Source organism: Roseovarius sp. (assembly GCF_040219995.1).
GTDB lineage: Bacteria > Pseudomonadota > Alphaproteobacteria > Rhodobacterales > Rhodobacteraceae > Roseovarius.
This window is the reverse complement of record NZ_JAVJUC010000014.1, coordinates 660,401-685,088: the sequence shown is the minus strand read 5'-3', so window position 1 is coordinate 685,088 and position 24,688 is coordinate 660,401. Positions and strand designations below refer to the sequence as shown.

The window sequence follows — 24,688 nt, the reverse complement described above, 5'->3', positions numbered from 1 at the left end:
TGCGCTTGGCATTTGTTTTGTTCTACGCATGTTCTTGTTTTGTGTCAACCATGCGCCTTGACGTCCGGGGTCGTGGAGGCGACGCACCGATGCCGCCGGCGGGATGGCCGACTGACAGGCATAGCCGGGTCATGAGCATCAGCACGTGTGTAAGCCGGTCATTCCGCGGCTGACCGGCAAGTCGGTGACAGTGCAGGGAGAAGGTTGTTCTAACGCATATCAAGGAGCAGTCGCGTCTGAGCTTGGGGGGTTTTGGTCGACCACGCATGTTGTCACCCTCACGGCGAAAAACATCATACCCGCGCTGTGCCATTGTCGCATACGGCAGATCTTAGTCAGGGAGCGCACCCAAATGATTTGCGTCAAGGGAGAACGGAGTTGGTACCTGTGTTTTTGAGGCTGAACTTACCGCACCGCCTTCCTTGCAGCAGTTCCCAAAAGGAAACAAACAACATCTCCAACGATTGTGACACCACGGAAAAGAAGCGCGACGAGAACAGCAGATTCGGGCGAGATCGTCTGGGACAGAAGGACAACGATTGTTGCTTCCCGCACTCCTATGCCGCCCGGTGCGCCCGGCGTCGCGTAACCGGCAAGCCAGGCCCCGAGCGCGACCGCAACGGCGGATTGCGGCGCGACCGGCGAGACCGCATTGGCGACGGCCACGAATACTCCCGCGAGGACTGCCATGAAAGCCAAGCCAAAGATCAGGGCGGGTGCCAGGCGCGGAAGCCACGAGAAGGCGAGCGAGCGCAGCCGCGGATGTGCGGCCACAGCGATCAATATGAATGCCGCGATGACAAAGCTGATAATGGGGATCGGCTGTGGAAGGAATGGTAGGAAGGGCAGGAGCAAGATCCCTGCTGCGACCGGCGTTAATGCGAGCTCCAAGGCAGACGAGCGCAGGAGCGCAGAATCCGATAATCCTCCTCGGCGGAGCCACGCCATGCGGCCTACGATGTGAAACACATTCCCGGGCAGGTAGCGCGCCACGAGTGTTGATGTGTAGGACGGCCAAGTGCGCCGTCGTGGCTCCTCGCCGAAAAGGCCGATGATCCTGTGCCACTGCTCAGCGAGAAAGAGCATTGCAGCACCATAGACGAAGCCGAGCGCAGCGAGCCTGGTCCAGATTGCGACCGGCAGGCTGTGAAGGGAGAGGCTGTCGTGATAGACCAGAATTTCTCGACCGAGATAGGCGAGCGAGGCGGCAACGAGCGCGAATCCGGCCACCTCTGTGAGGTGCTTAAGGTTCATGGCGCGAGATGCCCCAAGAGTGTCGTCTCGTCAGGATGTGGCAGGGCAGGAGTGAGGCCGGCGAGCTTGCGGACGGGCAGGCCTGCAGACGCGATATGCGCGCGGTAGTGGGCGCGGTTCGAGTTGTCGAACACGATTAAGCCGCCGGGCGCGAGTCGCCCAAGCGCGTGCCTCAGGCAGGCCGGTCGGGCGCGGCCGTCGATAACCACGAGATCAAAGCGCCCCCCCGCTTCGTCAATGCTCCCTGCATAGGCGGAAAAGCATGCACCTTCGAATCCGGCTTTGGTCGATTGATAGAATGAGTCCGGCAATTGTTCGGTCTCTGGCGGTACATGCCGCAGATCGACCCTTGCGCACTCGGGTTGCCTTGCGAGCGCCGACTGCATCCGCGCGTACCAGTCGGCGTGATGCTCGACGCTTGTGACGTGTCCGGCGCGGTGGGCCAGCCAGACTGTACTGGCGCCGGAACCAAATTCAAAAACCCGCGCGTTGGCTCTCGTGCGCAGGAAAGCCTCGACACGGTCGATTGCGCGATAGGTCCACCAGGGCACGTCAAGGCGGATCATCGCCTCGAGGTCGTGAATCGCCGTGAGGCTCCGCAACCAGTGCGCCGTTCGCGATCGGGATGCCCGCGCGTCGAGAAAGCGGCCAAGTCCGCTCGTCTGCACAACGCGGTCGGCCCTTCGCACAGCTGCGACATATCCTGATTTCACCGCAAGTTCGATCGACATGTCTTAGCTCCTGCTCTCAATCATGGGGTCTCGGCAGACATATGTTACACGGGCAGCGTCGAGTTCCTTTGCCTCCGCACGCGCGATACACTCGGCTTCGGTCCATTCCGCAAAGGCCGAGTCATCCTGAGTGCGGAACAGATTCGTATAATAGACGGCCGTGCCAATCGACACACCAATCCCAATCCCCAACGCCAAGACAAGGATTCTGCGCTGCCAAAGCGTGATTTCGCCAGCGGGGAGCCGCGCAATGCCCAGCAACGCGACCGCGGCGATGAGCGGCCAAAGTTCGACGTGATATCGTAGCGTGATGGTGGGATAGGACAGCGTCACGAGGCTCGATGTGGCCAGGCCGGCCAGGAGCCCCGCATATGGCCTCCCTTGCTGTAGCAATGCGCCGACGCCGATGCCTGCAAGGATCAACCAAAACGGCCAAAGAAAAAGCATTCCACCGGTGGGTGCCTCGATGCGACCATACCCCGCGAGCGGCGTTGTGACGGCATGGTGCAAATCGCGCGCTGCCTCATTCGCTGCAGGAGAAAGCAGCCGGGGCGGCGCGCCCAGATACATGAGGGCGTTCGGCACAATCCGGGCCGCGTTGAAACGCCCGTATTCTTCGAATGCCTGCTGGCGGGGATTTCCCGGCTCCTCCATCTCCCAATAGGCGATACCGTACTGGAGTTCACCCGGTGTGAAGCTGCCATGTGCGGAGGTGGTCGCCCCGAACTTTGCCTTATTGAGCGCGAGATAGCTCCCACCTCCGGTCGCAAGCATCGCCAAGGCGGCGATAATGACCGGCAGCGCTGAACGACGCCTTTGCCACAGTACCTGGGTCATGGCGATGCCGGTGGCGAGGTAGAGACCGATCGCAATGTTAGGCCTCGCATGAACCGCTACCGCCGCGAGCGTGGCAAGAAAGACAAGCGCAACGGGTGCGAAGCGGTCGCCTGCGGCGGCGCGCGTCCAAACCAGAACGAAGGCGCCGGTGATGGCATAGGCCAGTGCGACCGGCTCATGATAGAGAGCGTAGTTCGCGGTCAGCAGGAGGCCCGGTCCGCCAATCCAAACGCAGACGCCAATAACAGCAAGAAGCCCCGCGCCCGCGCCAAACCGGGTGCCGATCCGCAGGAACGCGACATGCCAGGTGAGGCTGCCCAGCGTCGTCCAGAGCCAGATGGAGAGCGGCGCGAGCGAACCGGCTCCAATGGTCACGAACGGGTCGAGCAGGATGCGCGTCAACAGCGGTGCCACCCCGTGATACATCATGGCAGTTCCGTCCGGCCAATAGTGGCCTTCGAGCCGCAGAACGCGTGCCGGAAGGTCGAAGCGGCCATCGCGGATGGCGAGCCAGAGCTGGTCGTAGATGTCCGCGCCGAACGCGTTCGGCTCCATCGCGGTCGAGCGAAGCATGAAGAGCGCGTAGATCGTCGCGCCGAAGATGACGATCACAGTTTGCACGCCTATACGCTCGGCGGCCGTCAGCCTATTGAGCGGTGCGGTCGCGTCAGTCATGGTCAGTGGTCGCCGGTGCATTTGCGGCGGAAACGCGAGTGGCCCGCTCGGCCTCGATCCTGCGCAGACGGATTAACGTCTCCTCGGTCAGCTTGCGATTGGTGCCAACGATGTCGCTAAGAAACGCTACGATAACGGTGAAATAGCCGGCGAGCAGAAGCACTCCGCCAAGCACGAGCGACTGTACGTGCCCGTCACCCGCACCAATGGCGTAGAACCACAGAAACCGCAGAATCGGCACGAGGCCGACGATACTCATCGCAATGCCTGCAATAAGAAACGTCCGCAAAGGGCGATACATCAGGCAGCTACGAAACATGGTGACAACCTGGCGCGACACGAAGTGCCGCTTGGACGGCGCAAGCCGAGAAGGCCGCGTCGGTGCGTTGGTCTCGACCGGCACGGATATGACCGTCAGACCGCGCTGCCCTGCATGGATCAGTGTCTCCACGGTGTAGCTGAATCGCGTCATCACTGTGATGCTGAGCGCGCTGTCGCGGGAATAGGCGCGGAAGCCCGTGACCGCGTCTGAAGCGTCGATGCCGGACAACGCCCGCACCAAGCGACTGCCGACGCGCTGAAGCAGGCGCTTGAACGGTGAAAAGTGCGGGCTTTCGCCGGGACGGCGGTCTCCCAGCACGATGTCGGCGCGCTTTTCTGCGATCGGCCGTACAAGATCGGGGATTGAACGGCCGCAGTATTGGTTGTCCCCGTCGGTGTTGACGATGATGTCTGCTCCGAGCCGCAGTGCGTGCTCGATCCCTGCCTGAAAGCTCCGCGCGAGGCCCTTATTCCCCTTCTGTTGCAAAATATGGTGCACCCCGTGGCGTCGCGCGACCTCGATGGTGTCATCGTCCGATCCGTCGTCGATGACCTGGATTTCGACCGGGCCGACACCTTCAATGATCTCCGGAATATCCGCAAGAACCGCGGGAAGCGTCTTGGCCTCATTGTAGCAGGGGATCTGGACGATGACCTTGAGGTTCATGCCGCAGGAGTAAGTGCGCGTGTCATCGGTCAGACGGATGGGATAATTCATTATGTCAGCACTCCAAGCAAAAATTCCTGGCAAAGTTCAATTTCAATCAAGCAGTTGAATGTGGTTGGTTTATGGCCTGTTCCGGTTCTTTGAATGACAGGCACCTCCAAAAATTGGTCGGACCCCGGCGTTGCGATATGCTTGAGGTGCTGAACCGGCAAGGGGGTGCAGAGATTGCACAGATGGATTTCTTGTATCTTTCAGATTTTTAGGCGAAGCCGAACGCCAAGAAGGGGGCTGGTTAAAATCGATGACGTGGTGCCTTTGGGGGATTAGTTTCCGGCCCTCAGGCGGGTGTGACTTAAGCCGGAAGCGGGGCTGGTCGAAAGACTGTTTCGCCATTTTGACGGGTGTCTCGCCCGCCAAGCCCCCGGAGCGAGTTCCTGCAATTGCGGACACAAACCATCTCGTCGAATTTCACTTGGCCATTTGGGTTTTCAAGTGCTGATCAACTCGCCGTACCTTACAGGTGGCCCAGCCTCCTCGCGGAGATCGCAACCGTGAGCAAGGAGGGTGCGCATCCTGGTCGCGACGCATCCGGTTGACTTCCGGAAAGGCCATGACGGGCTGGCGGCGCTGGTCCAATCGACGTTGAAAGGGGATCCGTTTGCCGGCACGGTGTTCGTGTTCCGTGCTAAGAGGACGGATCGGCTGAAGATCCTGTTCTGGGAGACGTTTCTGTGCGGCTTCGACGGGATCCTCCAGCTCGACGACTATCAGGGTTACAATCGCCTGACGCGCCCCTCCCGCGCGGGCGGTGATCCCATCCGCGTGGCCCATTGCTGGGCACACGCCCGGCGCAAGCTCAAGGAGGTGTTCGACCGCGACGGCTCCGAGATCGCAGCCGAGGGGCTGCGGCGTATCGCCGAGTTCTACAAGGTCGAGGCCGACATACGCGGTTGCGGTCCCGAGCAAAGGCTCCAGGTCCGGCAGATCCGTACGGCGCCCCTCGTGGCCGAGTTCGGTCAATGGCTACAACAGCAGCGCCTGCGCGTGTCGGCAAAATCAAGATTGGGTGATAAGCTGACCTACATCCACCACCAATGGGACGGGCTGCAGGCCTTCCTCCAGGACGGACGCGTCGAGATCGACTCCAACAGCATCGAGAACCTGATCCGCCCAATATCGCCCTCAATCGGAAAAACGCCTTGTTCGCGGGCCACGACGAGGGCGGCGAGGGCGGCAAGGCATGGGGACGCATCGCGTCGCTGATCGAAACTGCAAAGATCAACGGCGTAGAGCCCTTTGCCTATCTCAAAGCCACTCTCGAGGCCATCGCCGCCGGCCATCCACAGAACCGCGTCGATGACCTGCTGCCTTGGAACTTCCAGCCTTCAAGCTGAAAAGCCCGTGGGGCCCAACTGGCGCTTACAAACGGGAAATGACCAGATCCTGCCCATTTCCTATTCCTCGCGGTTCCTTTCCATGCCATTTCAACGGTTTAAAGCCGTCGGCGGACGCTGGCCAAGTTTTTGAATTTTCGCCTTGTAATGCAGGGGATTGCCCGGCTATACGCATCGGCGGAGACGTGGCCGAGTGGTCGAAGGCGCTCCCCTGCTAAGGGAGTAGGCCCGGAAGGGTCTCGAGGGTTCGAATCCCTTCGTCTCCGCCATTTTACCAAAATCATTGATTGGTTAACGATGTCCGCAACTTGGGCGTGGCGCCGAAACATCAACCACACACACCGACCACACTCATAAAAGCAGTGCTGAAAAAAGGCGGAACGCGTACAACGCTTGATCGGTGCACTGCATTTCGGGGCAGGCTGCGCGGAGTTTGCTATGGTATTTCGATCTCCTTGGGTTAAAAGTTCAACTGTAGGGTGAGATTTGCGTCGGGTATCGTCTGTTGGTTTTTACACTTTCTCGGAACCAGTTCACAGCTTTTGAAGATGTTGCTCGGGATCGTTGGTGCGAAACGGCGGCGCAAGACCTATGCGACACGTTCCGCACGCACTATGCCGCGATGGGGGCCTCGCCCGAACCGCTGATCCCGCTTGTCAATACAGTGGCGGACTGGGCGCGCCGGTATCAGGTGACGGGCCGGGCGGACGTGACCCGGCTTTGCCATGTGGCCGCAGCCCTGGGATACCGGTTCTGGCAAGACCCGCGATTCCGCGGCCCTGTCGAGGCGGCGATGTCGCCGGATATTCCGCCAGGGCGCCGCGCCACCGCCATGATGGGGCAGGCCAAGACCTGGCTGCGCGGGCTTTGGGCCGATGACAGCCCGCGCGCCTTTTCCGAACGCCTGGCCGAACGGGTGCGCACCGGCCACGGGCCCCAGCCCCATTGCCTGCAGGATGTGGTGCCGGGCCATTGGCGGATGTTTTCGGCCACCGACAATGACCGACTGCTGGCCTGGCTGGCCCGTTCGGTCCCCGACACCTCTTGCGTGACCGCCCACCAGCGGCTGGCCCTTAGCGCGTGCGCGCTGGTCTACGGAGTGCAATGGCTGAACGATCCGCAGTATCCGCGCCTGTCCCAGGCGGTGCGCCTGCACTCCGACCCCGACACGCTGGCGCAGACGCTCGTCGACATCCACGCTGAGGCCAGCGCCTGATGGGGTCGCCCCAGGATCCACAGGTCTTCGAGGCCGCCACCGACGCGGCCGCGGTGCAAGGCTCTTCCCCTATCGGCCAGATCTGCGAGCTGTGTCAGGGCAACTGGATCAAGATTCGCTACGAATACGAGGACGGCGCCGGCGTACCGGGGGCCAATTACGTGGTCCAGACTGCCACCGCCGACGGCACACTCACCGGCAATATCATCGCAGAAGGCAAAACCGACGTAAACGGCGACGCGCATGTGCCCTTGCCGGATGAACACACCGAGGTCGAGTTCTACTTTCACGACGATCCCGAGGGCGACCCCTACGAAGATCCCGAGGCCGCAAAGCCACTGGAAGAGCCGGAGGCCGGCTTTTGGGACCGTCTGTGGCGTACGATCTCCGACAGCGCTGACTGGATCTGGGGCGTTTTCAAAGGCGATTTCGAGGAAGACCCCGCCACCAGCCAGATCATCGGGCGGATGATCCTGACCATGATCCCCGGCATCGACCAACTGGCCGATGTGCAGGACGTCGTCAATGTGCTCTACCGGCTGATCTGGAAGCGTGAGTGGGATGTCACCATGCATTGGATCCTGCTGCTGATCACGCTGATCGGCCTGATCCCGGTTCTGGGCTCGCTGGCCAAGGGCCTGCTGAAGCTGGCAATCAAGAAGGCGGGCGATATCAGCGCCCTGCGACACTCTACGGCATCTTCAACTTCTTCGAGAAGGGCAACGCGCATCGCTGGATCCGTGATCTGGCCACCGGCCTGACGGGCAAGCATCTCGACACCGCGCTTGGGCTGCTCGATGACATGCTGACCCGCGTCGTCAGTTACATGACCCGGTCAAAGGGCTGGTTGAGCTGGGGCTGGAACAGGATCATCGATGACGGCCTTGCCCGGGTGGGGGCGTTCAGATCGGTTTACCCTGCGAAGCTGCGCGCCGCGGCGGCGGACCTGCAAAGACGCCTCCTCGACACCCTCGCCGTCGGCATGACCCGGATCCAGCGCAAAGCCACGAAGAACGCCGAGCCGCATGTGGTGCGGCAGAAGAAGATGGCGCCGCCTGTAAGTATTGCGGAAAAATCGCGCCGCATTGACAGTTTGGTCGAGAATGGGACGCGACGATCAGCCAATGATGTTAACGCTTTGTATCCCCAAGGCTATGAGCCGCCTCATAAGCCTGGTACTGATGTTATCGAATTCACATCTGATGGAAATGCGGAATTCGTTCGCGTTTATGGGACGAATAGTTCCAAAGGTGGTTGGGTCATGAAAGAAAGCGATATTGCGGGACTTACGCCTACTCAGATACAAGATAAGTTTGCGCTTCCGGCAGAGCCAACGCACCTCATTCATGTTACTCCACCAACTGGTACACCAATGAGGACAGGTACCGTCAACCCCATATTTGGTGGTTCCGGAGGCGCGCAACAGTTCGAATTCTTGGAAAGGGTGAATGATGGTTGGGGTACTGGAAGACCTCTCTAGTGACATAAGGCAGGCTTTAGGACCTTATGTTCCCGATGAAACCGTTGAGGTGGGCAGTCGGGAGTGGCGAATTTATCAGGACAAGGCAGCATCAGAGCTTTTGCGTGCGACCGGCTTCCTGAATGTCGTAACAGGAGTGTCGGGCAACGCCTGTGATCAGGCCGTAAGTCTCAAGAGATTAAATGAGACCGATCTCGGGTTTGGTTTTCAAGGAAAGAAAAAGCAGGTTGTCACTACAGATGTTGTGGATTTTTCCATTGATGAGGCGATCTTAACCTTGTTTCATTGGAACGGGTTTGCAAGCAAGATAGATCTTGCTAGGCTAACATTGGTTGATCAGTATATGAGTAAATAATTCACTTTGATAAAGTTGAACTCGGACATTCATTTGAAGCCCTATGACCTCCAGTCAGGGGAACGGGTACTGCCTAAACAGGAGGTTGAACGCCTGATCGGGCATCCCATACCCGCCGACTTGATTCAATTTATACCTCAAGGCGGTACCCCATTCACTTTTGAAGAAGAGATCAGGATATCGGTGGAGGAAGCGAACCCACTGCCTGATAAAAACGGTCGTCAGCTTGTGCTTGTTGTTTTTGGCCTCACAAATGGTAAGAATGGAATTCCCAATAAGTATTTCTCGTACAAAGACAGAATTGGCAGGAAGTGTATTCCCTTCGCTGATGATGGTTTGGGGAACTTGTTTGTCCTCGCTCCCGACAACGGTGCTGTATACTTTTGGCATCATGAGAGCAAGAATGGCGAGACCAGTCTTGATGCGTTGACAAGGGTTTCTGACTGCGTTGGTTCATTTATCTCGGGATTGGAAATTGTCGAAGAAGATGCCCAGGCCGCGATAGGGAGTGGTGTGAAACGCGTTTCATTTGGTTTTTAGTTCTGCTGAGTGAAGCTATTATTATCCTTGGGCAGCTCATACCTGAACACTCCAAAACGTCTTCAACTTCTTCGAGAAGGGCAACGCGCATCGCTGGATCCGTGATCTGGCCACCGGTCTGACGGGCAAGCATCTCGACACCGCGCTTGGGCTGCTCGATGACATGCTGACCCGCGTCGTCAGTTACATGACCCGGTCGAAGGGCTGGTTGAGCTGGGGCTGGAACAGGATCATCGATGACGGCCTTGCCCGGGTGGGGGCGTTCAGATCGGTTTACCCCGCGAAGCTGCGCGCCGCAGCGGCGGACCTGCAAAGACGCCTCCTCGACACCCTCGCCGTCGGCATGACCCGGATCCAGCGCAAAAGCACGAAGAACGCCGAGCCGCATGTGGTGCGGCAGGACAAGGTGGCGCCGCCGAGGCGGATTTCTGGACTTTCGGACGAAAAGATAAGGGAGATACTGGACACACCGCGTGGGCAACGACCTGATCCGTCAACATACATGACGAAGGCCGAGATTGATGAGCATCTCGCGCGTTTTGACGATGGTGCCGTGCGATTCCGCGATGCAAACTACGATACGGCGGGCCCGCCCGGCGGTTCTGTCATGCCAAAAAACGAATTTGAGGCTATGGTGAAAGACGCAGGAGGCGATCTCTCAATCGTGGAGGATGGGTTAGGGTTCGATCCCGGTCATTTGACAAGCGGACGATTTGAACCCGTGCTCATTGAGGCCGAGGATTTCAACAGCATTCGTATTCCGTCTGGAAATGAAGGCGGTGCGAACGACCGTTGGTTGCCCGGTGGCTTTACATCCGGAGGGCAAGCTGAGGCTGTCATGGACTTTACTGGTGTGGATTTCACACCGATAATTCTGGATTAGGGAATCGTTATGAAATTTGGGAAAAAAGTCATCGTACCTAAAACATCTGCGATCAAGCGTGAACCAAACCGCGTGACGGGACCAACATGGTCAGTTGAGCGTGTAGATGGCAAGGTATTCTACGAGTACATGTCCGGCGAACTTGCAGGTGGGATCAAAAGATACGAGATTGCAGAGGAAGACTTCGCGGCTGTCTATGCAGGCGAGATGACCGACTACGACCTACTGCTGAAGTACAATTTGAGCTGATGAGTTTGACCATTATTTCCGTCAGTTTGGTTTTCCTTTGACCGAAAAGCGAAAACCCGATGCGATCGTCAGCAGAAATACAGGATAAATTTGCAGTACCAAAACGCCGTCCGGTATCATGTCCAGATATTTGGAGCGATCTAAGATAACTGCCCACGAAACCGGGGAATCCAGAAGGGTGAATGATGGTTGGGGTACTGAAAGACCTCTCTAGTGACATAAGGCAGGCATTTGAGACCTTATGTTCCCGATGAAACTGTTGAGGTGGGCGGTCGGGAGTGGCGAATTTATCAGGACAGAGGGGACGCTGTGAGAAAACGAATTTGCTGAAGACGAGGTTTTTGTCGAGGAAACTGGTGCATGGCATAAACTCGATTCACCGGACACGCACATGGGCCACCATCCGGAGGATGAGGTGGACTGGTGAAATCGTGAAGGATACAAGCATGGGCGAAAGCGCAGCCTGTGCGGGACTGGATGCTGGATTCAAGTAACTACCGTTTCGAGCATGGGCCATCCAATTTCGCCTGTGGCAGCGCAACTGGTTAACTGTTACCCCCGATCATCGAGTCCAACGAAGCATGCGCCAAAGCGCCGTTCTTGAACCGTTTGTCGGCGGTGACATCGGCTCCGAACCAGTCGGGCGCGGTGAACATGTTTGCTGCGTCGAGCGTGGTGAACTCTACCTCGACCAGGATCAGCGGGGCGAGCGCGCCGCGAAAGATATCAAGCTCGAAAATCAGCCCATCCGGCAAGGTGCCGGTATAGCGGGTCTTCTCGATCCGGCGACCGGCCGTGGCCGGCCAGAGTGTTTCGAACTGCTCTGCGGTGATCGCTGTCTCATGCTCGGCGCGCTGCACCGTGCCGCCGGATTTCACGGTCAGGAAATACCCGCACCCCTTCTGGCGCAGGCGCACTTCGACGCTGTCGTCGGGGCCGGTGACATAGCCTTGCCGGACCGCCTCGGACGTCACACCGTCTAGCGCCGGGCAAACGGCGACGAGAAATTTCCGCTCGATCTCGGTCGCGTCGCTCATGCGCGGATCCTGTCCATGACCTCGTCATGCAGCGCCTGATAGGACTGCGCGGCGACGCTTTTAGGGGATGTTGCCATCACCGGGGCGCGGTGAACGCCCATGCGCTCGACTTCCGAGGCGAAGGGGATCTGCGCTTTCATCAACCGCTTTTTATGCGCCTTTTTCATCTCGTCGACAGTCTCGCCATGCAGGGATTTCACGCCCTGCACCATCGAAAAGAAACCATGCAGCTTTTTCAGCGGCAGGTCATTGGCACGAAAGAACTCTTCCAACTGCTCGAAGGTGCGCTGCGACAGGGTCGTCGGGATCACCGGCACGACGATCCCGTCAGCCGAGCGAAACACGTTCTCGGAGAGTGTCGAGATATTTGGCGGGCAATCCAGCAAGACCACGTCATAATCGCTCTTCACGCCCTTGAGCGCCTTTTTCAGCCGCGAGCGGCTGTTGCGCATCCGCGCGAGGAACACGTCAAAGTCACGAAACGTCATGTTCGCGGGCAGGATGTCGAGCCTTTCGAAATCGCTGCCCCGGATCGCCTTGGTGAATTTCTCCACGTCCTTGAAAAACTTGGCTTCGGTCAACTTTTTCGACGGTTTGACGCGAAAGTAATAGCTCGATGCGCCCTGCGGATCGAGATCGCACAGCAGTGTGCGCTGTCCGGCGGCCGCGAGGGCATAGGCGAGGTTTACCGCCGTGGCGGTCTTGCCGACGCCGCCCTTGTTCGAATAGCAGGCTATGATCTTCATGGTCACTCCTTTCCCCCGTGAAAGAGGTTGCGGAAGGTTTTTTGCGTTTCGCGGCTGTTGAAGCGGGCAAAGCTTTCGACGACCTTGGCGCGCTCCGTCAATTGGCGCTGGTGCAGCACGGCGATCAGGGCTCCGACACTTTGCGCGATCTCGAGACCTTCGGCACGGTTCTGCGTTTCCAGTCCGTTGAGAAACTCCCGCAGGCTGTCTTGCTGAACCGAGTAGTCGTTGAATAGACCCAGATTGTCCTGAAGGCGCTTGAGCGGTTTGATCAGGCTCTTGAACTCGGATTTCGGAAACACGGGCCCGAAGAACTCCATCAGGTAGCGCAGCTTCTTGCAATGGATGCGCAGTTGGTGAACCTCTTCATCCTCGGTCTCGGCATTGATGCCCGCCGCGATCTTGCAGATCTTGCGATAGCGTTTCCAGATCAGCTTGCAGGCGAAATCATATGCGGGCAGGTCCGCATTCGGGCCGCGCTTCAGCCTCTTGCGGCTGTCGAACAGCCTTGCGAGTTTTCCGATCTCGGCCTCGTAGGATTTGCTGCGCAGGTGGCTGGACAGGCTCTTTTGCGCCTCTTGCCGCTCGGCGGCGAACATGGCGAACATCCGGTCCAGACCACCATGAAGGCTGTCGGGTACGAGCGCGTAGAAATCGCCCTTTTCCAACAGGTAAACGTCGAGATCGCGCAGCCGTCCGGTCGGCGCCATCAGAGCCGAGAACCGGGCCTTCAGCTGCTGGGTCTGATCCTCGGCGTAGACACCCTTGAACAGGCTCAGAACCGAGCGGATCTTGCGCAGGGCGATGCGGTAGTCGTGCAGGAATTCGGTGTCGATATCCGATACGATCCCCGGCTCGTTCTGCCGGGCGACCGGGATATAGGCGGCGATGATATCGGTCGCGGCATCGAAGGTTTTTTCGGTCTTGCCAACACCGATATCGGGCTTGGCAACATAGGGTGCCTGATCGGGCAGGAGTTGCGCGTGAAGATCGCCTTTCTCCAACGGTGTGCCACCGCACGCGCGGGTGCGATCAGCCAGTTGCGCCAGCGCCTTGTCGTATCCGCGAAGGCCCTGCAGCGTGGCAACGGCTGTGCTGGCACCGTCATCGGCGTAGAGCAGGCACAGGCTGGCGCGGGCCTGGGTTTTTTCCTCGTCATCCATCAATGCCAGGTCCGACAGGCGCATCTGCCCGGTGCAGATCGCCATGAGGCGGCGCAACGCTGGCAGGTCCGACAGAGCATGTTTAACCGGCCCGTCGGTCATGTCGGCGACAAATTGTTCGCAGTGTTCTGCCTGTTGCGACAGGGTCGTGCCGTCGGGCTCCCACAGCTCCAGGCGGTCATCGAATTCGATCAGTACCCGCCGCGCGCGGCGCAGGGATTGGTCAAACGTGTCGTAAAGGGTAAAGGTCGCGGTTTCCTCTGCCTGCGTCAGCACAGCCGCCAGCTTGCCGATGGGGCTGGCATAAAGGTCGTCGATTGCGTCCACAGGAAGAAGGAGGCGCGCGTCGCCGTTTCGGGTCATAGAGCTACTTTCCGGGTTGGTTGACATAGTTTTCGACGAGCGTTTCGATGATCTTCTGGACGCTCGTCTCGTCCTCTATCGCGCGAAGTTTGAGCGCCTTGAGGGTCTTGCTGTTCAGCCGAAGGGATGTGTTTTTCTTCTTGTCGCCCTTGGCGTTGTCCGGCTTGGTGGTGTTCTTTTTGGATTTCGACATTCGTGACCTCATGACGTTATGACGTCACTTTTCACATAGAATATCCCGGCGCAACCCGAATGTTCCGGAGATTGCACATGTATCGAAAGACATGCGACAATTTTTTGATTTGCGCGCAAATCAGTCTGGAATACACTCGGAGACGGTTCTAACAGCCAGGCCCGCCTCGTCGTTGCCTTGAAAGGGTGCCCATGGCAAAACGCCTCTTTATCGCTGAAATTGAAGCCGCGGATGCGGTCAGTCATGTCTGGATTCAGTACGGGCGGGATCGCCCGCGCCCGGTGCGCCCCGAGGATGTGACAGAGACCACGCTGGAAACCGCAGAGTTTTTCGGCGCCTCCAGACAGGCGATTATGGCGTGGTTGAAACGGCTGACGAATCCGGTCTGATCATTCGGTGGGCGCGGTGAAGCTGGCGATGATCCGGGCAAGGTCCGGATGATCCACGCGCGCGGCGGCCTTGTCCTGAGGAAGCCACATCCGATGACGATGGCTTTCGTCCCGCTCGCTGTCGGGCAACAGCCTTGTCACGGCCATCGGATAGATATCGACCGAGCACGTTGCGCCCCATTTGACCAGTTCGTAGCGTCCGACACTGTTCGGATATACTTTGCCCTCAACCCCAGCCTCTTCCAGTGCTTCCTGGGCAGCGGATGCTTGCGCGGTCAGGCCCGGCTCGCAGATGCCCTTGGGGATCCCCCATTTCTGCCCGCTGCCGGAGGTGATCAGCAATACCTCTAAGACGCCTCCGCGGTGGCGGTAGGGCAGGGCTGCGGATTGGGTGTAATAATAGGCGGGCCGCGCGCGTCGTTCGGTGCCACCGGGGCCGGGATAGGCAAAGCCGTCGGGCAGGTCCTCTGCGGCGACCACCTGTTCGACCCGCGCAGCACCGGCCCGCAAAACGCCATCTGACAGGCTGAGCCTTGCAAGAGTGCCATGACCCAACGCCGGACCATCCGGTGCGAGGTGGCGCAACACATCCGTGAGCGCCTTGGGGTGACCGACGCACAGCATCCGAGCCGACGCCTGATCGCGCAACGCTTCAAGGTGACCGGCAACCGGCGCCTCGTAAAGCCGCAGGTCAGTTACGATATGCTGCGCGGTCCAGCCCCCGGCCTTCAAGGCCTTTTGAGCCGTGACCAAGGCCCTCTCGGCTGGCGACGCAAGGCTTACATCCGGCACGATACCCTGTTCCCGCATCCATGCGCCAAGTTTCTGCGCCTGCCGTTTGGACTTGGATTTCAGCGGGCGCGTGATGTCATCCGTTCCCTTTTTCGCCTTGCCATGGCAGAGCAATACAATCTCACGAATGGTCATTTTGTCATCCTCCCGTGTTGCCGTAGTCCCCATCATGTTAACGATATGAGCGCCTCAGACACCTTTTCTGGGTCGTAACGCGACGGATCTTCCGCCTTGCGAAGGGGCAGCGGCATGACGGTCAGGCCAAAGCGAGTTTTCAACCGGCTGGCCTCTTGCGCGTCGAAGGTATCGCTGTCGCACAGAATGACGCTCACCAGGTCGGTCACCGGGCACTCTGCACCGGCATCGGCCATCAGCGCGGCCAGGATCGCCGAGACCTGATCACTCAGCGTCATGCCGTGGCATTCGGGATCGAATCCGAGACTCGGCAGGTAGATCTTGGGCACGTTGCGTGCGGCGACGGCGCGGCCGACACCTTTCGGCAATAGGTTCGCGATCAGGCTGGTGAAAAGGCTGCCCGGCGGGTAGCAGATCAGATCCGCTTGCCCGATCAGCTTGCGGTTTCGTTTGGGCAGGGGCACGTCTTCGTCCGTCAGGCGCGCCCCGCCATCAGACAGGAAAACCTCGCGGATCGGCGAGGTGATCGGTGGCACCTCCTTGCCGGTGATCAAGCGCTGCGTCGGGATCACGGTGCCATCCTGCAACTCGGCCGCGATATCGAGGTTGCGGTCCACGATGGCCCGCACGATCCCCTGCACCTCGACCATCTTGGACATCAGGAACAGGACTGGCTCCAACGCGCGATCATGGCCGAGATACCCGCCTGCAAGGATCAGGTTGCCGACGCTGGCCCCGGTAAGGTCGAAATCCGTGGGCCGATTGGCCGCAAAGACCTTGAGTTGCGACAGGATCAGGCTGCGCATGGGTTGCGAGACGGCCTTCATCAACCGGTGGCGCCCGTCCATGAGGGTCGTGAATTCATCGTCAAGGGCCGCCGGTGATGCCACCTTGGGAAAGCGGTAGGAAAAGAGCCGGAAGATATCGGGCTGTCCCAGCACCGACTCGTCCGCCAGCGCCATCAGGCGGCTGCGCAGATCGCCCACTGCTGGCATCTCGAACGCGTCGCGCAGCACTTGCGAACTGCCGCCGCTGTCAAAAGGCGTGATCAGGTGGATCGAGTTGTGGGTATAGAGTTTCAGCACCCGCGCAATTTCGTTCAGGGCGCTGCCGCCCGAGAAAAACAGCAGACGCGGCCCGAGATTCGGCAGGCTTCGCGCGCGCGCGATGCGCAATGTATCGGGAAATTCCACGTTGCGGGCAATCCGGAGGTCTGACACTGTATACATCTCCTGACTATCCCGCAGCGATACAAAACTGTTTGAAACCTCCTTTACCACCCATGACCACGACGTCGAATGGCTTTCTTGCGGAAATCCGCCCCTGTGCGCGGGCGGTGATCCTGCGGACTCGGGAGGTATTGGTGCAGGTGAAATCGAAACCGGGGCGCGGTGACTACCTGTCGTTACCGGGCGGCAAGCAGGATCCGGGCGAGACGCTGACCGAATGCGTGATCCGCGAATGCGAGGAAGAGATCGGCGCCACCGTGGTCGTGGACCGCCTGTTGCATGTCGCCGAAACCTTCCGCGACAAGCCCGGCGGGATGCGACACCAACTGGACGTGCTCTTTGCCTGCCATCTGCCTGAGGGTTACGTGCCGCAACTCGGGGCCCATCCCGACCCGTCGCAGATCGCCACCGCATGGGTGCCGCTGGACGAGGCCGTTTCTCGGCTGTCGCCCGCCTTTGGCCCGGGCCTCGGACAGCTGGACGGGCCGGTCTATCTGGGGCTCTGCAATGGCTAGACTGCCGCGCGGTGTTGGCGAGAACCTGCATTTCCTTTGTGCCGAACTGGACGGGCAATTGTCCAACCTCGAAGCCTATTTCGAGGCCCCCGACCCGATCACCGCGCAAAAGGTGATCCAGCGCGCGGGCTATTCCTACAATCTCTGGTCACGGGTGCAGAGCGCAGCACTGCGCGGGCTATCCTCCAGAAAACCCACCCGCGAGACGCAGGTGCAGTTGCACAACGCGGCTCTGGTCGCGCGCAATCTCGATCTGATCGCCCGCATGGCGCGGCGCAGCCTTGAACATGCCGAAGACGTGGATCGCAAAGCCCTGCTGCGGCCCAATGCCTATCCCAAGGTCATCAAGCGCGTGCGCAAGCGGATCAAGGCGATCCTGCCTGCGATGGAGGCCCGCGACAACGACATGGCGGTAAAGATCGGGCACGCCAAGGCCGATCTTGGCATGCTCTATGATCGGCTCTTTCAGACCTATACCCGTGATATGCGTCAGTCGAAGCACACCGAGGATCTGTCCAATGCCCTGCTCGCAGCCAATGAGATCCGCCGCATGGGGGACGCGCTGCAAGGCATCAGCGAGGCGATCCTGTCGGCCAGCATCGGGCAATCGGTGCATTTCGACCGCTATGTCTCGTTGCGCAACGTGCTGGCAACGGGAAATTCCGGGGATATGGAACTGAAACCGCTGGCCGAGACCCGCTCCGGCAGCACGATCTCGGGCCTGCGCAGCAAGGACGCAGCCAGTGACGGGTTCGATGCGGTCTTCAAGGATGGCGAGGCCGGCAAGGTGCGCGAGGAACGGGCAGGGGTGAAGCGGTGGGATTCGATCTATCCCGGCCTCGCACCCAAGATCCTGTCCTACCAGAAGAATGGCGATTCGGCTGCGCTGCTGATCGAATACCTGCACGGCCAGACCTTCGAGCAGATCTTGCTTGGGGAAAGCGATGCCGTGCTTGCGCAGGCCGAGGCGGCGCTGGCCAAGACACTGCGGAATGTCTGGAAACGGACCCGGACGGAGGAGCCCGCCGACATGGCCTCCATGAAGCAGCTCTTGAAACGGCTGCCGGATGTCTACCGCGTCCACCCCGAATTCGACATCGCCCCCTCCCGTATCGGCGGCCTGGAGGTGGCGGGGTTCGAGGCACTGGTGCATCGCGCGATGGCGCGTGAAAAGGCCCTGACCGCGCCCTTCTCGGTGCATATCCACGGTGATTTCAATCTCGACAACGTGATATTCGATGCCAGCGAGGGCAAGATCCACTTCATCGACCTGCACCGTTCACGCTTCATGGATTACGTGCAGGACGTGTCGGTGTTCATGGTGTCGAATTACCGGCTGCAGGTACATGATGCGGAGACGCGGCGGCGGGTGGTGCAGGTCGCCGCGACCGTGCATGCGCTGGCGGCGAAATTTGCCCGGGCGCAAAAGGACAAGAGTTTCGAGTATCGGCTGGCACTTGGCCTTGCGCGCAGCTTTGCCAGTTCGACGCGTTTCGTCTTCGACAAATCGCATGCCCGGCGCATGATGGTGCGCGCACGCTTCGTGCTGGAGGCTGCCCTGGCCTGTCCGCCGGGCAAGGAAAACCGGCTTAAACTGCCGATCAAGGAGTTGTTCCGTGACTGAATTGAAGATCGGGGTGATCGGCATCCCGGGGAAATGGTCGACCGAGGCGCTGGCCGACGCGGTCGAGGCGCGCACCGGCTTTCGCCGGGTGATCGACATGGGGGCCGTGGCGCTCGATCTCGACACCGGCGCCCTGATGCATGCGGGCGAAGACCTGTGCAGCTACGACGCGCTCATCATCAAGAAGATCAGCGAAATCTACAGCCCCCATGTGCTCGACCGGCTGGAACTGCTGCGGGTGGCCGAGGCGCGCGGTGTGCGGGTCTTCTCGCGGCCCGAGGCAATCCTGCGACTCATCGACCGGCTGGCCTGCACCGTGTCGCTGCGGCTCGCGGATATCCCGATGCCGCGCACGCTTGTTACCGAGGATCTGGCCCAGGCCGAAGCTGCGGTCGCGGCCTATGGCAGCGCAGTGTTCAAGCCGCTCTATTCCACCAAGGCGCGCGGCATGTGCGTGATCGAGACCGGCCCCGAGGCGGCGGCGCAGATCGCCGATTTTGCTGCGGAGAACCCGGTCATGTATATTCAGGAGAAACGCGACCTGTCGGGCCAGGATCTGGGCATGGTGTTCCTGAATGGCACGTATCTGTGCACCTATGCGCGCGTTTCGGCGTCGGATACGTGGAACACGACCATCCATAGCGGCGGCAAATACGCAGCTTACGCGCCGGATGCGGCGCTGATCGACCTTGCGCATCGGGCGCAGGCGCCCTTTGGCCTGACTTTCACCACCGTCGACGTCGCGCTGACCGAGGATGGCCCGATTGTCTTCGAGGTATCGGCCTTTGGTGGCTATCGCGGCGTCAAGGAGGGCTGCGGGCTGGATGCGGCCGCCATCGTGACCGACCACGTGATCGCGGAGGTCACGCAATGACCATCACGACCGTTGCCGACGTTCTGGCGCGTCTTGATCGCTCGGCCCTGACCGCCGTCGCGCCCTTGGCAGTGTCAATTGGCCCGGTTCGGCTGCGCCTGCGCTGCGTCGGCGCCTTGTGCGCGGAACTCGCCGCCTATTTCGCCGATGTCCTGTCAGAGGATGCACCGGACGCCATCGAGATCGACATTCTGGAGGGCCAGTCGCTCGATCCGGCACCCGATTGGGCGGACTGGGCGCGCGAACCCGGCAAGACCGGGCGCAAGGATGCCATCCATGACTTGCGCGACGGGCGTCTGATCTTCAAACGGCGCACCGGCGTCACCTTTGTGCAATCGCGCGATGCGCAAGTGGCCTTCGGTCCGGTGGGGGCCAATGCCAATCAGGTGATCAATTTCATCAATACGCAAGTGCTGAATGCGTGCCTGCGCGACGGCTGGCAGATCTGCCACGCGGCGGCAGTAACCAATGGCGCGCGCACGCTGGCCATCGCAGGCCTCTCGGGCGGCGGAAAATCAACATCGGTTCTGCGGATGATGGACCTGCCCGGCACGGCCTTCGTCACAAATGACCGGCTGATGGTGCGCGGCGGTGCGCCGGTGCCGACGGCGCTTGGCATTCCCAAGCATCCCCGGATCAACCCCGGCACCATCCTGCATAACACGCGTCTGCACCCGCTCCTGACGCCCGCGCGGTTGGCCGAACTGGCAGCTATGCCGCCCGACGATCTTTGGCATCTGGAAGAGAAACATGATCTGATCGTGCCCGAGATCTACGGTGCCGGGCGGTTGCGAATATCCGCCCCGCTGACCGATTTCTGGGTTCTGAACTGGCAGCGGGACAGCGCACAGCCGACGGCCATATCCGATGTGACCCTGGCAGATCGCCCCGATCTGCTCGGCGCGATCATGAAGAGCGCCGGGCCATTCTACGCGGATGCCTCGGGCCGGTTTCAGACCGATCAGACGCCGCTCGCCTGCGAGGGGTATCTGGCGGCGCTGCGCAATGTCCGGGTAAGCGAAGTGACCGGGCGGATCGATTTCGATGCGCTTTTTGACAAGGGCCGCCGCCTGTTGGGGGCCCCTGCGTGACCGGGCGTTACATCGCCCTAATTCGCCACGGGGATTACCGCCAGCGCCCCGACACGCCGAGCGCGCTGCAACCCTTCCCGCTGACCGAGACGGGCCACGAACAGGCCCGGGCCTGCGGGGAAGAGATCGCGCAGCGTCTGGCCGAGAACGGCTGGCAGCTTGATCCGGCCTGCTATTGCTCGCTGCAATTGCGCGCATGGCAAACCGCGCATGACGCGGCAGCGGTGCTGGCGTCAAAAGGCCATGTCACACGGATCGAACAGACCCCGGACCTGTCGGAACGTGCCCTGGGCAGCGCCGCCAACCTTACCCTGCACGAGATCGAGGCGGCCCTGCGCGACGATCCGCGTTTTGATGCGCCTCCGCCGGGCTGGAAGGCCGACAGGGACTACCGCTTGCCCCTTCAAGGCGCCGAGTCGATGCGCGATGCGGGCGCGCGGGTGGCGGGATGGCTGCGCCGGGCGGTGGCGCAAGACAGCGCCACCAAGACGCCGACGCTGACGCTAGTTTTCGGCCATGGCGCGGCCTTCCGCCATGCGGCGCATGACCTTGGCATCCTGAGCCTCGACGAAATCTCACAATTCAGCATGTATCATGCGCGGCCGTTACTTTTGTGTTACAAAGGCAATGATACATGGATCCATTCCGGCGGTGCGTGGAAAATGCGTGCCCGTCAGGACACCGCACTGGACTGAAGGATCGTCTGAATTGTCTGATCAGGACGCGATGCGGCAGGGCGGAGACACCTTGCTGCCACCGGTTTTCAATGCTTTTTGCGATTTCGAAGGGCTGCCCCGCGAATGTGCCGCGTGGCCGGTGTCCGAGTCTCATTCCGGTGGCGGAACACAGACCTGCCTGCGCGACATGCACCACAGCCTGAGGACCGCGGCGGCCCATGGCCGTTGGCATTGGCCGGAGCGGCCCGTTGTCTTCATTTCCGACCCTCATGCCGATGCCGAGAGCTTTCTGCGGTCGCTGGCGGCGGCGGGCACGATCCGGCGTATCGACCGAGGTCCACGCGACTTTATCCTCACCGGATTTGGCCAGCGCGCGCGTATCGTGGTGGGGGGCGATTGCCTCGACAAGGGGCCGAGCAACCTTGATATGCTCGACGCGCTGGCAGCACTCTTTGCCAGCGGCGCGGAGGTGCATCTGCTGGCCGGCAATCACGATCTGCGCTTCATGCTGGCGGTGCAGGCCCTGACCGGGCCGCGCTGTCCGCTGACCGAACATCTCTTCGTACGGATGGGGCGCAAGACCGTGCCGCTGCTGCGCGAGGTCTGGGACAGGTTCCCGGCGGCCGATCTGATGGCGGACCTGCCCGACGAGGCCACCTGCCGGACCCGCATCTTCCCCGGCACCGACTGGGAGGCGCGCTTTCCGGGCCGTGCCGCTGCGCATCTGTCGCAGAAGGCCATCGCCAAGGAATTGACCCGCCTGCGCAGCAAGCAGGATCAGTTCGACAGCGAGATCGCCAAGGCGGGTATGACGATGCGCATGGTTTACGCTGCGGCCCTGATGTGCCGGGCGTTGTTCCTTGATCCTGACGGGCCCTATGCGTGGTTCTACGCGCGGATGGACATGATCCATCAATCCGGATCGCTTCTCTTCGTGCATGCCGGGCTCGACGATGCGATGTGCGCGCTTCTGGCAGAGGGCGGCGCGGGTGCCGTCAATGCCCGTTTCCGCGCCGAGGCGCGACAAGATCCCTTCGCCTTCTACTTTGGTCCGGTGGCCAATCTGGTCCGCACCAAGTATCGTGACACCGACAAGCATCTCTCAGGGACGGGGGTGCGGACACTTCACGCGCAGGGGGTCAAAATGGTCGTGCAGGGACATGTCAACAATCATCGGGGGCAGCGCCTGCTGGCCAAGCGCGGCCTCTTGCATCTGGAGGGCGACGTGACCCTCGACCGCGCCTCGCGCCTGTTGGAAGGGCTGCCGGGGATCGGCACAGGGGCCACGTTGATCCATCCCTCGGGCGATATCGTCGGGCTCAGTTCCGACTACCCCGCCGCCAAGCATTTCCACCCCGAGCGACCGTCTTGGAACGAGGCCATGGCATGAGCCAGCCCGACGGCAAGTTCCGACACGAATCCCTGCAGGACCGCAAGACGATAAAGGCGCTGCTTGCGGCGCTGACAAAGGGGATCGGAGCGGGCGAAATCACGCTCAGCGATGGCGACAAGGATCTGGTTCTGCCGGTCGAGGGATTGATGACCCTGCGCATCAAGGCCGACCGCTCGGACGGTGCCTGCCGGGTTGATCTGCGCATTTCATGGACCGAAGACAGCGAAACTGAAAGCAAGAGCGCACCGCAGATCAGGTGAGCGGGGATTTGACCTCACCCATTCGATCTGCCTTTGCCATCCGCCCATCGAAATTGCTGCAAGATGCGCAACGGTGCTCACGGCACCATCGGATTTCCCGTCAATGGCAGCAAGGCGCTCCTGCCCTCGGTGCCGGGCATGACGGCCCGCCTTCCGGGCGGCGCTCGCGTGATCCATCCGGCCCGGTCCAGCGGTGATTACGCCAGTCCGGGATATCTGCCGCCCTATTCCGGCGGGCGCGGCAACCGCTATACCGTCAAATTCCAAGGCGATCGAAAAAGTGGGTAAGCTGCTGAACAAAATATCGAATTTCGATATCGGCAGATACTGAACCCGTTCAGCCCTCGCGCCACGCGCCGGGGTCGAGACCGTCGAGCGTCCAATCGCCGATCCGCCACCGCACGAGGCGCAGGGTCGGGTGCCCGACATGAGCGGTCATCCGTCGCACCTGCCGGTTGCGGCCTTCTGATATGGTGATCTCCAGCCAGCAATCCGGCACCGATTTGCGAAAGCGCACCGGTGGCGTGCGCGGCCACAACTCGGGCGGTTCTATGCGACGCACCCGCGCGGGCCGCGTTTGCCCGTCCTTAAGGGTCACGCCACGGCGCAGCGCGACGAGGGCGGCGTCCTCGGGCGCGCCCTCCACCTGCACCAGATAGGTTTTCTCGGTCTTGAACCGGGGCGAGGCGATGCGCGCCTGCAACTTGCCATCGTCAGTCAGCAGCAACAGCCCCTCGCTGTCGCGGTCCAGCCGCCCGGCGGGGTAGACCCCGGGCAGGTCGATATGATCCGACAGCGTCGCACGGGGGCTGTCGCCATTGCCCTTGTCGGTGAATTGCGACAGCACCCCGTAAGGTTTGTTGAAGAGGATCAGGCGGGCCATGGCCTCTGATGCCCCAAGAGGCAGCCCCGCCGCAAGCCTCAGTTATGGCCCGGCCACAGCCCCTCACGCACCTTGTAGGTCCAGGGCAGACCTGCATTGCGCCAGCCATTCACGGCGCGCACGCCGGTGTCGTTCTTGTCACCCTCGAACCCGTCCACCACGTTGTAGAGCGTGACATCGACACCGGCCTCGACCAGCTTGCCGATTGCCGCCGCACTGCGCGAACCCGAGCGGCACATGATCATCAATGTGTCGATACCCGCGGCCGCATCGCTGGCCAGCCAAGCCTGCATTTCCGCCACGAATGTGGGGTTGTCCACCATCATGTAGACGCCTTTCTTGGCGTTGAACTCAAGGTCCGGGTCAATGAGTTTCGACGGGATGTTCGCGGCGGCAGCCACCGGATAGCCGATCAGCATCGTCTCCGAGGGCGTGCGCACGTCGATCAGTGCCACGTTGGCCTTGTCTTCAAGCACACGCCCCGCCTCGGCGGCGGTGATGTAGAGACCGGGCTTGGTCTGCTTGCTCTTGCTCAGGCTCTCGACGGCGACCGGATCTTGCAGGGTGAGCGTTTCCGCCACGCCCGAATGCGGTGCGAGCGCGAGGCTCAGTGCCACAAGGGCGGGGGCGGCGACACGAGTGAAGTAGCTCATTGCGATTCCTCCTATAGATATATTCCAGATGTGGAATATGATAGGCGAGGAATACGCTCGCGCACTCCG

Annotated in this window: 28 protein-coding genes, 1 tRNA gene and 2 pseudogenes; 19 read left to right on the top strand and 12 right to left on the bottom strand. The window is 60.8% G+C overall.

Annotated features, from left to right (window positions below; genetic code table 11):
- Positions 1–125: 125 nt before the first annotated feature.
- Positions 126–269 (top strand): annotated as a pseudogene (locus RID11_RS07620) (IS3 family transposase); the annotation flags it as partial.
- 136 nt (positions 270–405) lie between these two features.
- Here RID11_RS07620 and RID11_RS07615 read toward each other — a convergent pair.
- From RID11_RS07615 to RID11_RS07600, 4 genes are read right to left on the bottom strand one after another with little or no spacing between them, the layout of a single operon-like run.
- Positions 406–1,254 (bottom strand): lysylphosphatidylglycerol synthase domain-containing protein, encoded by an 849-nt coding sequence (locus RID11_RS07615; protein WP_350137191.1) that lies wholly within the window; start codon positions 1,252–1,254, stop codon positions 406–408.
- Complete coding sequence (locus RID11_RS07610) at positions 1,251–1,985, bottom strand: O-methyltransferase (protein WP_350137189.1); 735 nt, start codon at positions 1,983–1,985, stop codon at positions 1,251–1,253. The genes RID11_RS07615 and RID11_RS07610 overlap by 4 nt, the downstream gene beginning before the upstream one ends.
- Before the next feature lie 3 nt (positions 1,986–1,988).
- Positions 1,989–3,497: a hypothetical protein gene (locus RID11_RS07605; RefSeq protein WP_350137187.1), complete on the bottom strand. Its 1,509-nt coding sequence runs from the start codon at positions 3,495–3,497 to the stop codon at positions 1,989–1,991.
- On the bottom strand, positions 3,490–4,536 hold the full coding sequence (locus RID11_RS07600; protein ID WP_350137185.1) for a glycosyltransferase family 2 protein: 1,047 nt from the start codon (positions 4,534–4,536) through the stop codon (positions 3,490–3,492). The genes RID11_RS07605 and RID11_RS07600 overlap by 8 nt, the downstream gene beginning before the upstream one ends.
- Before the next feature lie 513 nt (positions 4,537–5,049).
- Between RID11_RS07600 and tnpC the strand changes: the two are divergent.
- The 9 genes and pseudogenes from tnpC to RID11_RS07550 all read left to right on the top strand — a co-directional run bounded on the left by tnpC (position 5,050) and on the right by RID11_RS07550 (position 10,602).
- A pseudogene (tnpC, locus tag RID11_RS07590) lies at positions 5,050–5,879 on the top strand (IS66 family transposase).
- Between the two features lie 179 nt (positions 5,880–6,058).
- Positions 6,059–6,148, top strand: a tRNA-Ser gene (locus RID11_RS07585).
- A gap of 353 nt (positions 6,149–6,501) precedes the next feature.
- The gene (locus tag RID11_RS07580; protein ID WP_350137183.1) at positions 6,502–7,095 is read left to right on the top strand and encodes a hypothetical protein; all 594 of its coding nucleotides are present in this window, start codon (positions 6,502–6,504) and stop codon (positions 7,093–7,095) included.
- The gene (locus RID11_RS07575; protein ID WP_350137181.1) at positions 7,095–7,856 is read left to right on the top strand and encodes a hypothetical protein; all 762 of its coding nucleotides are present in this window, start codon (positions 7,095–7,097) and stop codon (positions 7,854–7,856) included. Before RID11_RS07580 ends, RID11_RS07575 begins: the two co-directional genes overlap by 1 nt.
- 41 nt (positions 7,857–7,897) lie before the next feature.
- Positions 7,898–8,575, top strand: a complete 678-nt coding sequence (locus tag RID11_RS07570) for a hypothetical protein (RefSeq protein WP_350137179.1) — start codon at positions 7,898–7,900, stop codon at positions 8,573–8,575.
- Positions 8,547–8,930 (top strand): hypothetical protein, encoded by a 384-nt coding sequence (locus RID11_RS07565; protein WP_350137177.1) that lies wholly within the window; start codon positions 8,547–8,549, stop codon positions 8,928–8,930. Before RID11_RS07570 ends, RID11_RS07565 begins: the two co-directional genes overlap by 29 nt.
- Positions 8,931–8,963: 33 nt before the next feature.
- The gene (locus RID11_RS07560; protein ID WP_350137175.1) at positions 8,964–9,470 is read left to right on the top strand and encodes an SMI1/KNR4 family protein; all 507 of its coding nucleotides are present in this window, start codon (positions 8,964–8,966) and stop codon (positions 9,468–9,470) included.
- A gap of 163 nt (positions 9,471–9,633) precedes the next feature.
- Positions 9,634–10,353 carry a hypothetical protein gene (locus RID11_RS07555; protein WP_350137172.1) on the top strand — a complete coding sequence of 240 codons (720 nt, stop codon included), beginning with the start codon at positions 9,634–9,636 and terminating at the stop codon, positions 10,351–10,353.
- Positions 10,354–10,362: 9 nt separating this feature from the next.
- A complete protein-coding gene (locus tag RID11_RS07550) occupies positions 10,363–10,602 on the top strand; it encodes a hypothetical protein (RefSeq protein WP_350137169.1) in 240 nt (79 codons plus the stop codon).
- A 545-nt stretch (positions 10,603–11,147) separates the two neighbouring features.
- On the opposite strand, the gene RID11_RS07545 is transcribed toward RID11_RS07550, so the two are convergent.
- From RID11_RS07545 to RID11_RS07530, 4 genes are read right to left on the bottom strand one after another with little or no spacing between them, the layout of a single operon-like run.
- A complete protein-coding gene (locus RID11_RS07545) occupies positions 11,148–11,639 on the bottom strand; it encodes a CYTH domain-containing protein (RefSeq protein WP_350137168.1) in 492 nt (163 codons plus the stop codon).
- Positions 11,636–12,385, bottom strand: a complete 750-nt coding sequence (locus RID11_RS07540; RefSeq protein WP_350137165.1) for a ParA family protein — start codon at positions 12,383–12,385, stop codon at positions 11,636–11,638. The genes RID11_RS07545 and RID11_RS07540 overlap by 4 nt, the downstream gene beginning before the upstream one ends.
- A gap of 2 nt (positions 12,386–12,387) precedes the next feature.
- On the bottom strand, positions 12,388–13,875 hold the full coding sequence (locus tag RID11_RS07535; RefSeq protein WP_350137163.1) for a CHAD domain-containing protein: 1,488 nt from the start codon (positions 13,873–13,875) through the stop codon (positions 12,388–12,390).
- Positions 13,876–13,915: 40 nt separating this feature from the next.
- Positions 13,916–14,104 (bottom strand): hypothetical protein, encoded by a 189-nt coding sequence (locus RID11_RS07530; RefSeq protein WP_350137161.1) that lies wholly within the window; start codon positions 14,102–14,104, stop codon positions 13,916–13,918.
- A 191-nt stretch (positions 14,105–14,295) separates the two neighbouring features.
- Between RID11_RS07530 and RID11_RS07525 the strand changes: the two genes are divergently transcribed.
- Complete coding sequence (locus tag RID11_RS07525) at positions 14,296–14,493, top strand: hypothetical protein (protein WP_350137160.1); 198 nt, start codon at positions 14,296–14,298, stop codon at positions 14,491–14,493.
- Here RID11_RS07525 and RID11_RS07520 read toward each other — a convergent pair whose 3' ends face one another.
- Positions 14,494–15,420 carry an NUDIX domain-containing protein gene (locus tag RID11_RS07520; protein WP_350137157.1) on the bottom strand — a complete coding sequence of 309 codons (927 nt, stop codon included), beginning with the start codon at positions 15,418–15,420 and terminating at the stop codon, positions 14,494–14,496.
- A gap of 32 nt (positions 15,421–15,452) precedes the next feature.
- Positions 15,453–16,649 (bottom strand): GAK system CofD-like protein, encoded by a 1,197-nt coding sequence (locus RID11_RS07515; RefSeq protein WP_350137155.1) that lies wholly within the window; start codon positions 16,647–16,649, stop codon positions 15,453–15,455.
- A 53-nt stretch (positions 16,650–16,702) separates the two neighbouring features.
- Between RID11_RS07515 and RID11_RS07510 the strand changes: the two genes are divergently transcribed.
- The 8 genes from RID11_RS07510 to RID11_RS07475 all read left to right on the top strand — a co-directional run bounded on the left by RID11_RS07510 (position 16,703) and on the right by RID11_RS07475 (position 23,371).
- The gene (locus RID11_RS07510) at positions 16,703–17,164 is read left to right on the top strand and encodes an NUDIX domain-containing protein (RefSeq protein WP_350137152.1); all 462 of its coding nucleotides are present in this window, start codon (positions 16,703–16,705) and stop codon (positions 17,162–17,164) included.
- On the top strand, positions 17,157–18,788 hold the full coding sequence (locus tag RID11_RS07505) for a phosphotransferase (RefSeq protein WP_350137150.1): 1,632 nt from the start codon (positions 17,157–17,159) through the stop codon (positions 18,786–18,788). The genes RID11_RS07510 and RID11_RS07505 overlap by 8 nt, the downstream gene beginning before the upstream one ends.
- Positions 18,781–19,662 (top strand): GAK system ATP-grasp enzyme, encoded by an 882-nt coding sequence (locus tag RID11_RS07500; protein ID WP_350137148.1) that lies wholly within the window; start codon positions 18,781–18,783, stop codon positions 19,660–19,662. The genes RID11_RS07505 and RID11_RS07500 overlap by 8 nt, the downstream gene beginning before the upstream one ends.
- On the top strand, positions 19,659–20,753 hold the full coding sequence (locus RID11_RS07495; protein WP_350137146.1) for an HprK-related kinase B: 1,095 nt from the start codon (positions 19,659–19,661) through the stop codon (positions 20,751–20,753). The genes RID11_RS07500 and RID11_RS07495 overlap by 4 nt, the downstream gene beginning before the upstream one ends.
- Positions 20,750–21,448: a histidine phosphatase family protein gene (locus RID11_RS07490; RefSeq protein ID WP_350137144.1), complete on the top strand. Its 699-nt coding sequence runs from the start codon at positions 20,750–20,752 to the stop codon at positions 21,446–21,448. The genes RID11_RS07495 and RID11_RS07490 overlap by 4 nt, the downstream gene beginning before the upstream one ends.
- A 13-nt stretch (positions 21,449–21,461) precedes the next feature.
- On the top strand, positions 21,462–22,820 hold the full coding sequence (locus RID11_RS07485) for a metallophosphoesterase (RefSeq protein WP_350137142.1): 1,359 nt from the start codon (positions 21,462–21,464) through the stop codon (positions 22,818–22,820).
- Positions 22,817–23,083, top strand: a complete 267-nt coding sequence (locus RID11_RS07480) for an amphi-Trp domain-containing protein (RefSeq protein WP_350137140.1) — start codon at positions 22,817–22,819, stop codon at positions 23,081–23,083. The genes RID11_RS07485 and RID11_RS07480 overlap by 4 nt, the downstream gene beginning before the upstream one ends.
- A 63-nt stretch (positions 23,084–23,146) precedes the next feature.
- Positions 23,147–23,371 (top strand): hypothetical protein, encoded by a 225-nt coding sequence (locus RID11_RS07475; RefSeq protein WP_350137137.1) that lies wholly within the window; start codon positions 23,147–23,149, stop codon positions 23,369–23,371.
- 49 nt (positions 23,372–23,420) lie between these two features.
- Here RID11_RS07475 and RID11_RS07470 read toward each other — a convergent pair whose 3' ends face one another.
- Complete coding sequence (locus tag RID11_RS07470) at positions 23,421–23,966, bottom strand: pseudouridine synthase (RefSeq protein ID WP_350137134.1); 546 nt, start codon at positions 23,964–23,966, stop codon at positions 23,421–23,423.
- Positions 23,967–24,004: 38 nt separating this feature from the next.
- Positions 24,005–24,619: a rhodanese-like domain-containing protein gene (locus tag RID11_RS07465; protein WP_350137133.1), complete on the bottom strand. Its 615-nt coding sequence runs from the start codon at positions 24,617–24,619 to the stop codon at positions 24,005–24,007.
- Positions 24,620–24,688 lie beyond the last annotated feature (69 nt).

What these genes read in the sequence shown, in the direction of transcription:
- RID11_RS07530 (WP_350137161.1), bottom strand. Translation starts at nt 14,104, where the DNA reads ATGTCGAAATCCAAAAAGAACACCACCAAGCCGGACAACGCCAAGGGC.
- RID11_RS07570 (WP_350137179.1), top strand. Translation starts at nt 7,898, where the DNA reads ATGCTGACCCGCGTCGTCAGTTACATGACCCGGTCAAAGGGCTGGTTG.
- RID11_RS07610 (WP_350137189.1), bottom strand. Translation starts at nt 1,985, where the DNA reads ATGTCGATCGAACTTGCGGTGAAATCAGGATATGTCGCAGCTGTGCGA.
- RID11_RS07525 (WP_350137160.1), top strand. Translation starts at nt 14,296, where the DNA reads ATGGCAAAACGCCTCTTTATCGCTGAAATTGAAGCCGCGGATGCGGTC.
- RID11_RS07565 (WP_350137177.1), top strand. Translation starts at nt 8,547, where the DNA reads ATGGTTGGGGTACTGGAAGACCTCTCTAGTGACATAAGGCAGGCTTTA.
- RID11_RS07555 (WP_350137172.1), top strand. Translation starts at nt 9,634, where the DNA reads ATGCTGACCCGCGTCGTCAGTTACATGACCCGGTCGAAGGGCTGGTTG.
- RID11_RS07510 (WP_350137152.1), top strand. Translation starts at nt 16,703, where the DNA reads ATGACCACGACGTCGAATGGCTTTCTTGCGGAAATCCGCCCCTGTGCG.
- RID11_RS07505 (WP_350137150.1), top strand. Translation starts at nt 17,157, where the DNA reads ATGGCTAGACTGCCGCGCGGTGTTGGCGAGAACCTGCATTTCCTTTGT.
- RID11_RS07545 (WP_350137168.1), bottom strand. Translation starts at nt 11,639, where the DNA reads ATGAGCGACGCGACCGAGATCGAGCGGAAATTTCTCGTCGCCGTTTGC.
- RID11_RS07465 (WP_350137133.1), bottom strand. Translation starts at nt 24,619, where the DNA reads ATGAGCTACTTCACTCGTGTCGCCGCCCCCGCCCTTGTGGCACTGAGC.
- RID11_RS07615 (WP_350137191.1), bottom strand. Translation starts at nt 1,254, where the DNA reads ATGAACCTTAAGCACCTCACAGAGGTGGCCGGATTCGCGCTCGTTGCC.
- RID11_RS07600 (WP_350137185.1), bottom strand. Translation starts at nt 4,536, where the DNA reads ATGAATTATCCCATCCGTCTGACCGATGACACGCGCACTTACTCCTGC.
- RID11_RS07580 (WP_350137183.1), top strand. Translation starts at nt 6,502, where the DNA reads ATGGGGGCCTCGCCCGAACCGCTGATCCCGCTTGTCAATACAGTGGCG.
- RID11_RS07495 (WP_350137146.1), top strand. Translation starts at nt 19,659, where the DNA reads ATGACCATCACGACCGTTGCCGACGTTCTGGCGCGTCTTGATCGCTCG.
- RID11_RS07540 (WP_350137165.1), bottom strand. Translation starts at nt 12,385, where the DNA reads ATGAAGATCATAGCCTGCTATTCGAACAAGGGCGGCGTCGGCAAGACC.
- RID11_RS07520 (WP_350137157.1), bottom strand. Translation starts at nt 15,420, where the DNA reads ATGACCATTCGTGAGATTGTATTGCTCTGCCATGGCAAGGCGAAAAAG.
- RID11_RS07470 (WP_350137134.1), bottom strand. Translation starts at nt 23,966, where the DNA reads ATGGCCCGCCTGATCCTCTTCAACAAACCTTACGGGGTGCTGTCGCAA.
- RID11_RS07515 (WP_350137155.1), bottom strand. Translation starts at nt 16,649, where the DNA reads ATGTATACAGTGTCAGACCTCCGGATTGCCCGCAACGTGGAATTTCCC.
- RID11_RS07480 (WP_350137140.1), top strand. Translation starts at nt 22,817, where the DNA reads ATGAGCCAGCCCGACGGCAAGTTCCGACACGAATCCCTGCAGGACCGC.
- RID11_RS07550 (WP_350137169.1), top strand. Translation starts at nt 10,363, where the DNA reads ATGAAATTTGGGAAAAAAGTCATCGTACCTAAAACATCTGCGATCAAG.
- RID11_RS07575 (WP_350137181.1), top strand. Translation starts at nt 7,095, where the DNA reads ATGGGGTCGCCCCAGGATCCACAGGTCTTCGAGGCCGCCACCGACGCG.
- RID11_RS07605 (WP_350137187.1), bottom strand. Translation starts at nt 3,497, where the DNA reads ATGACTGACGCGACCGCACCGCTCAATAGGCTGACGGCCGCCGAGCGT.
- RID11_RS07475 (WP_350137137.1), top strand. Translation starts at nt 23,147, where the DNA reads ATGCGCAACGGTGCTCACGGCACCATCGGATTTCCCGTCAATGGCAGC.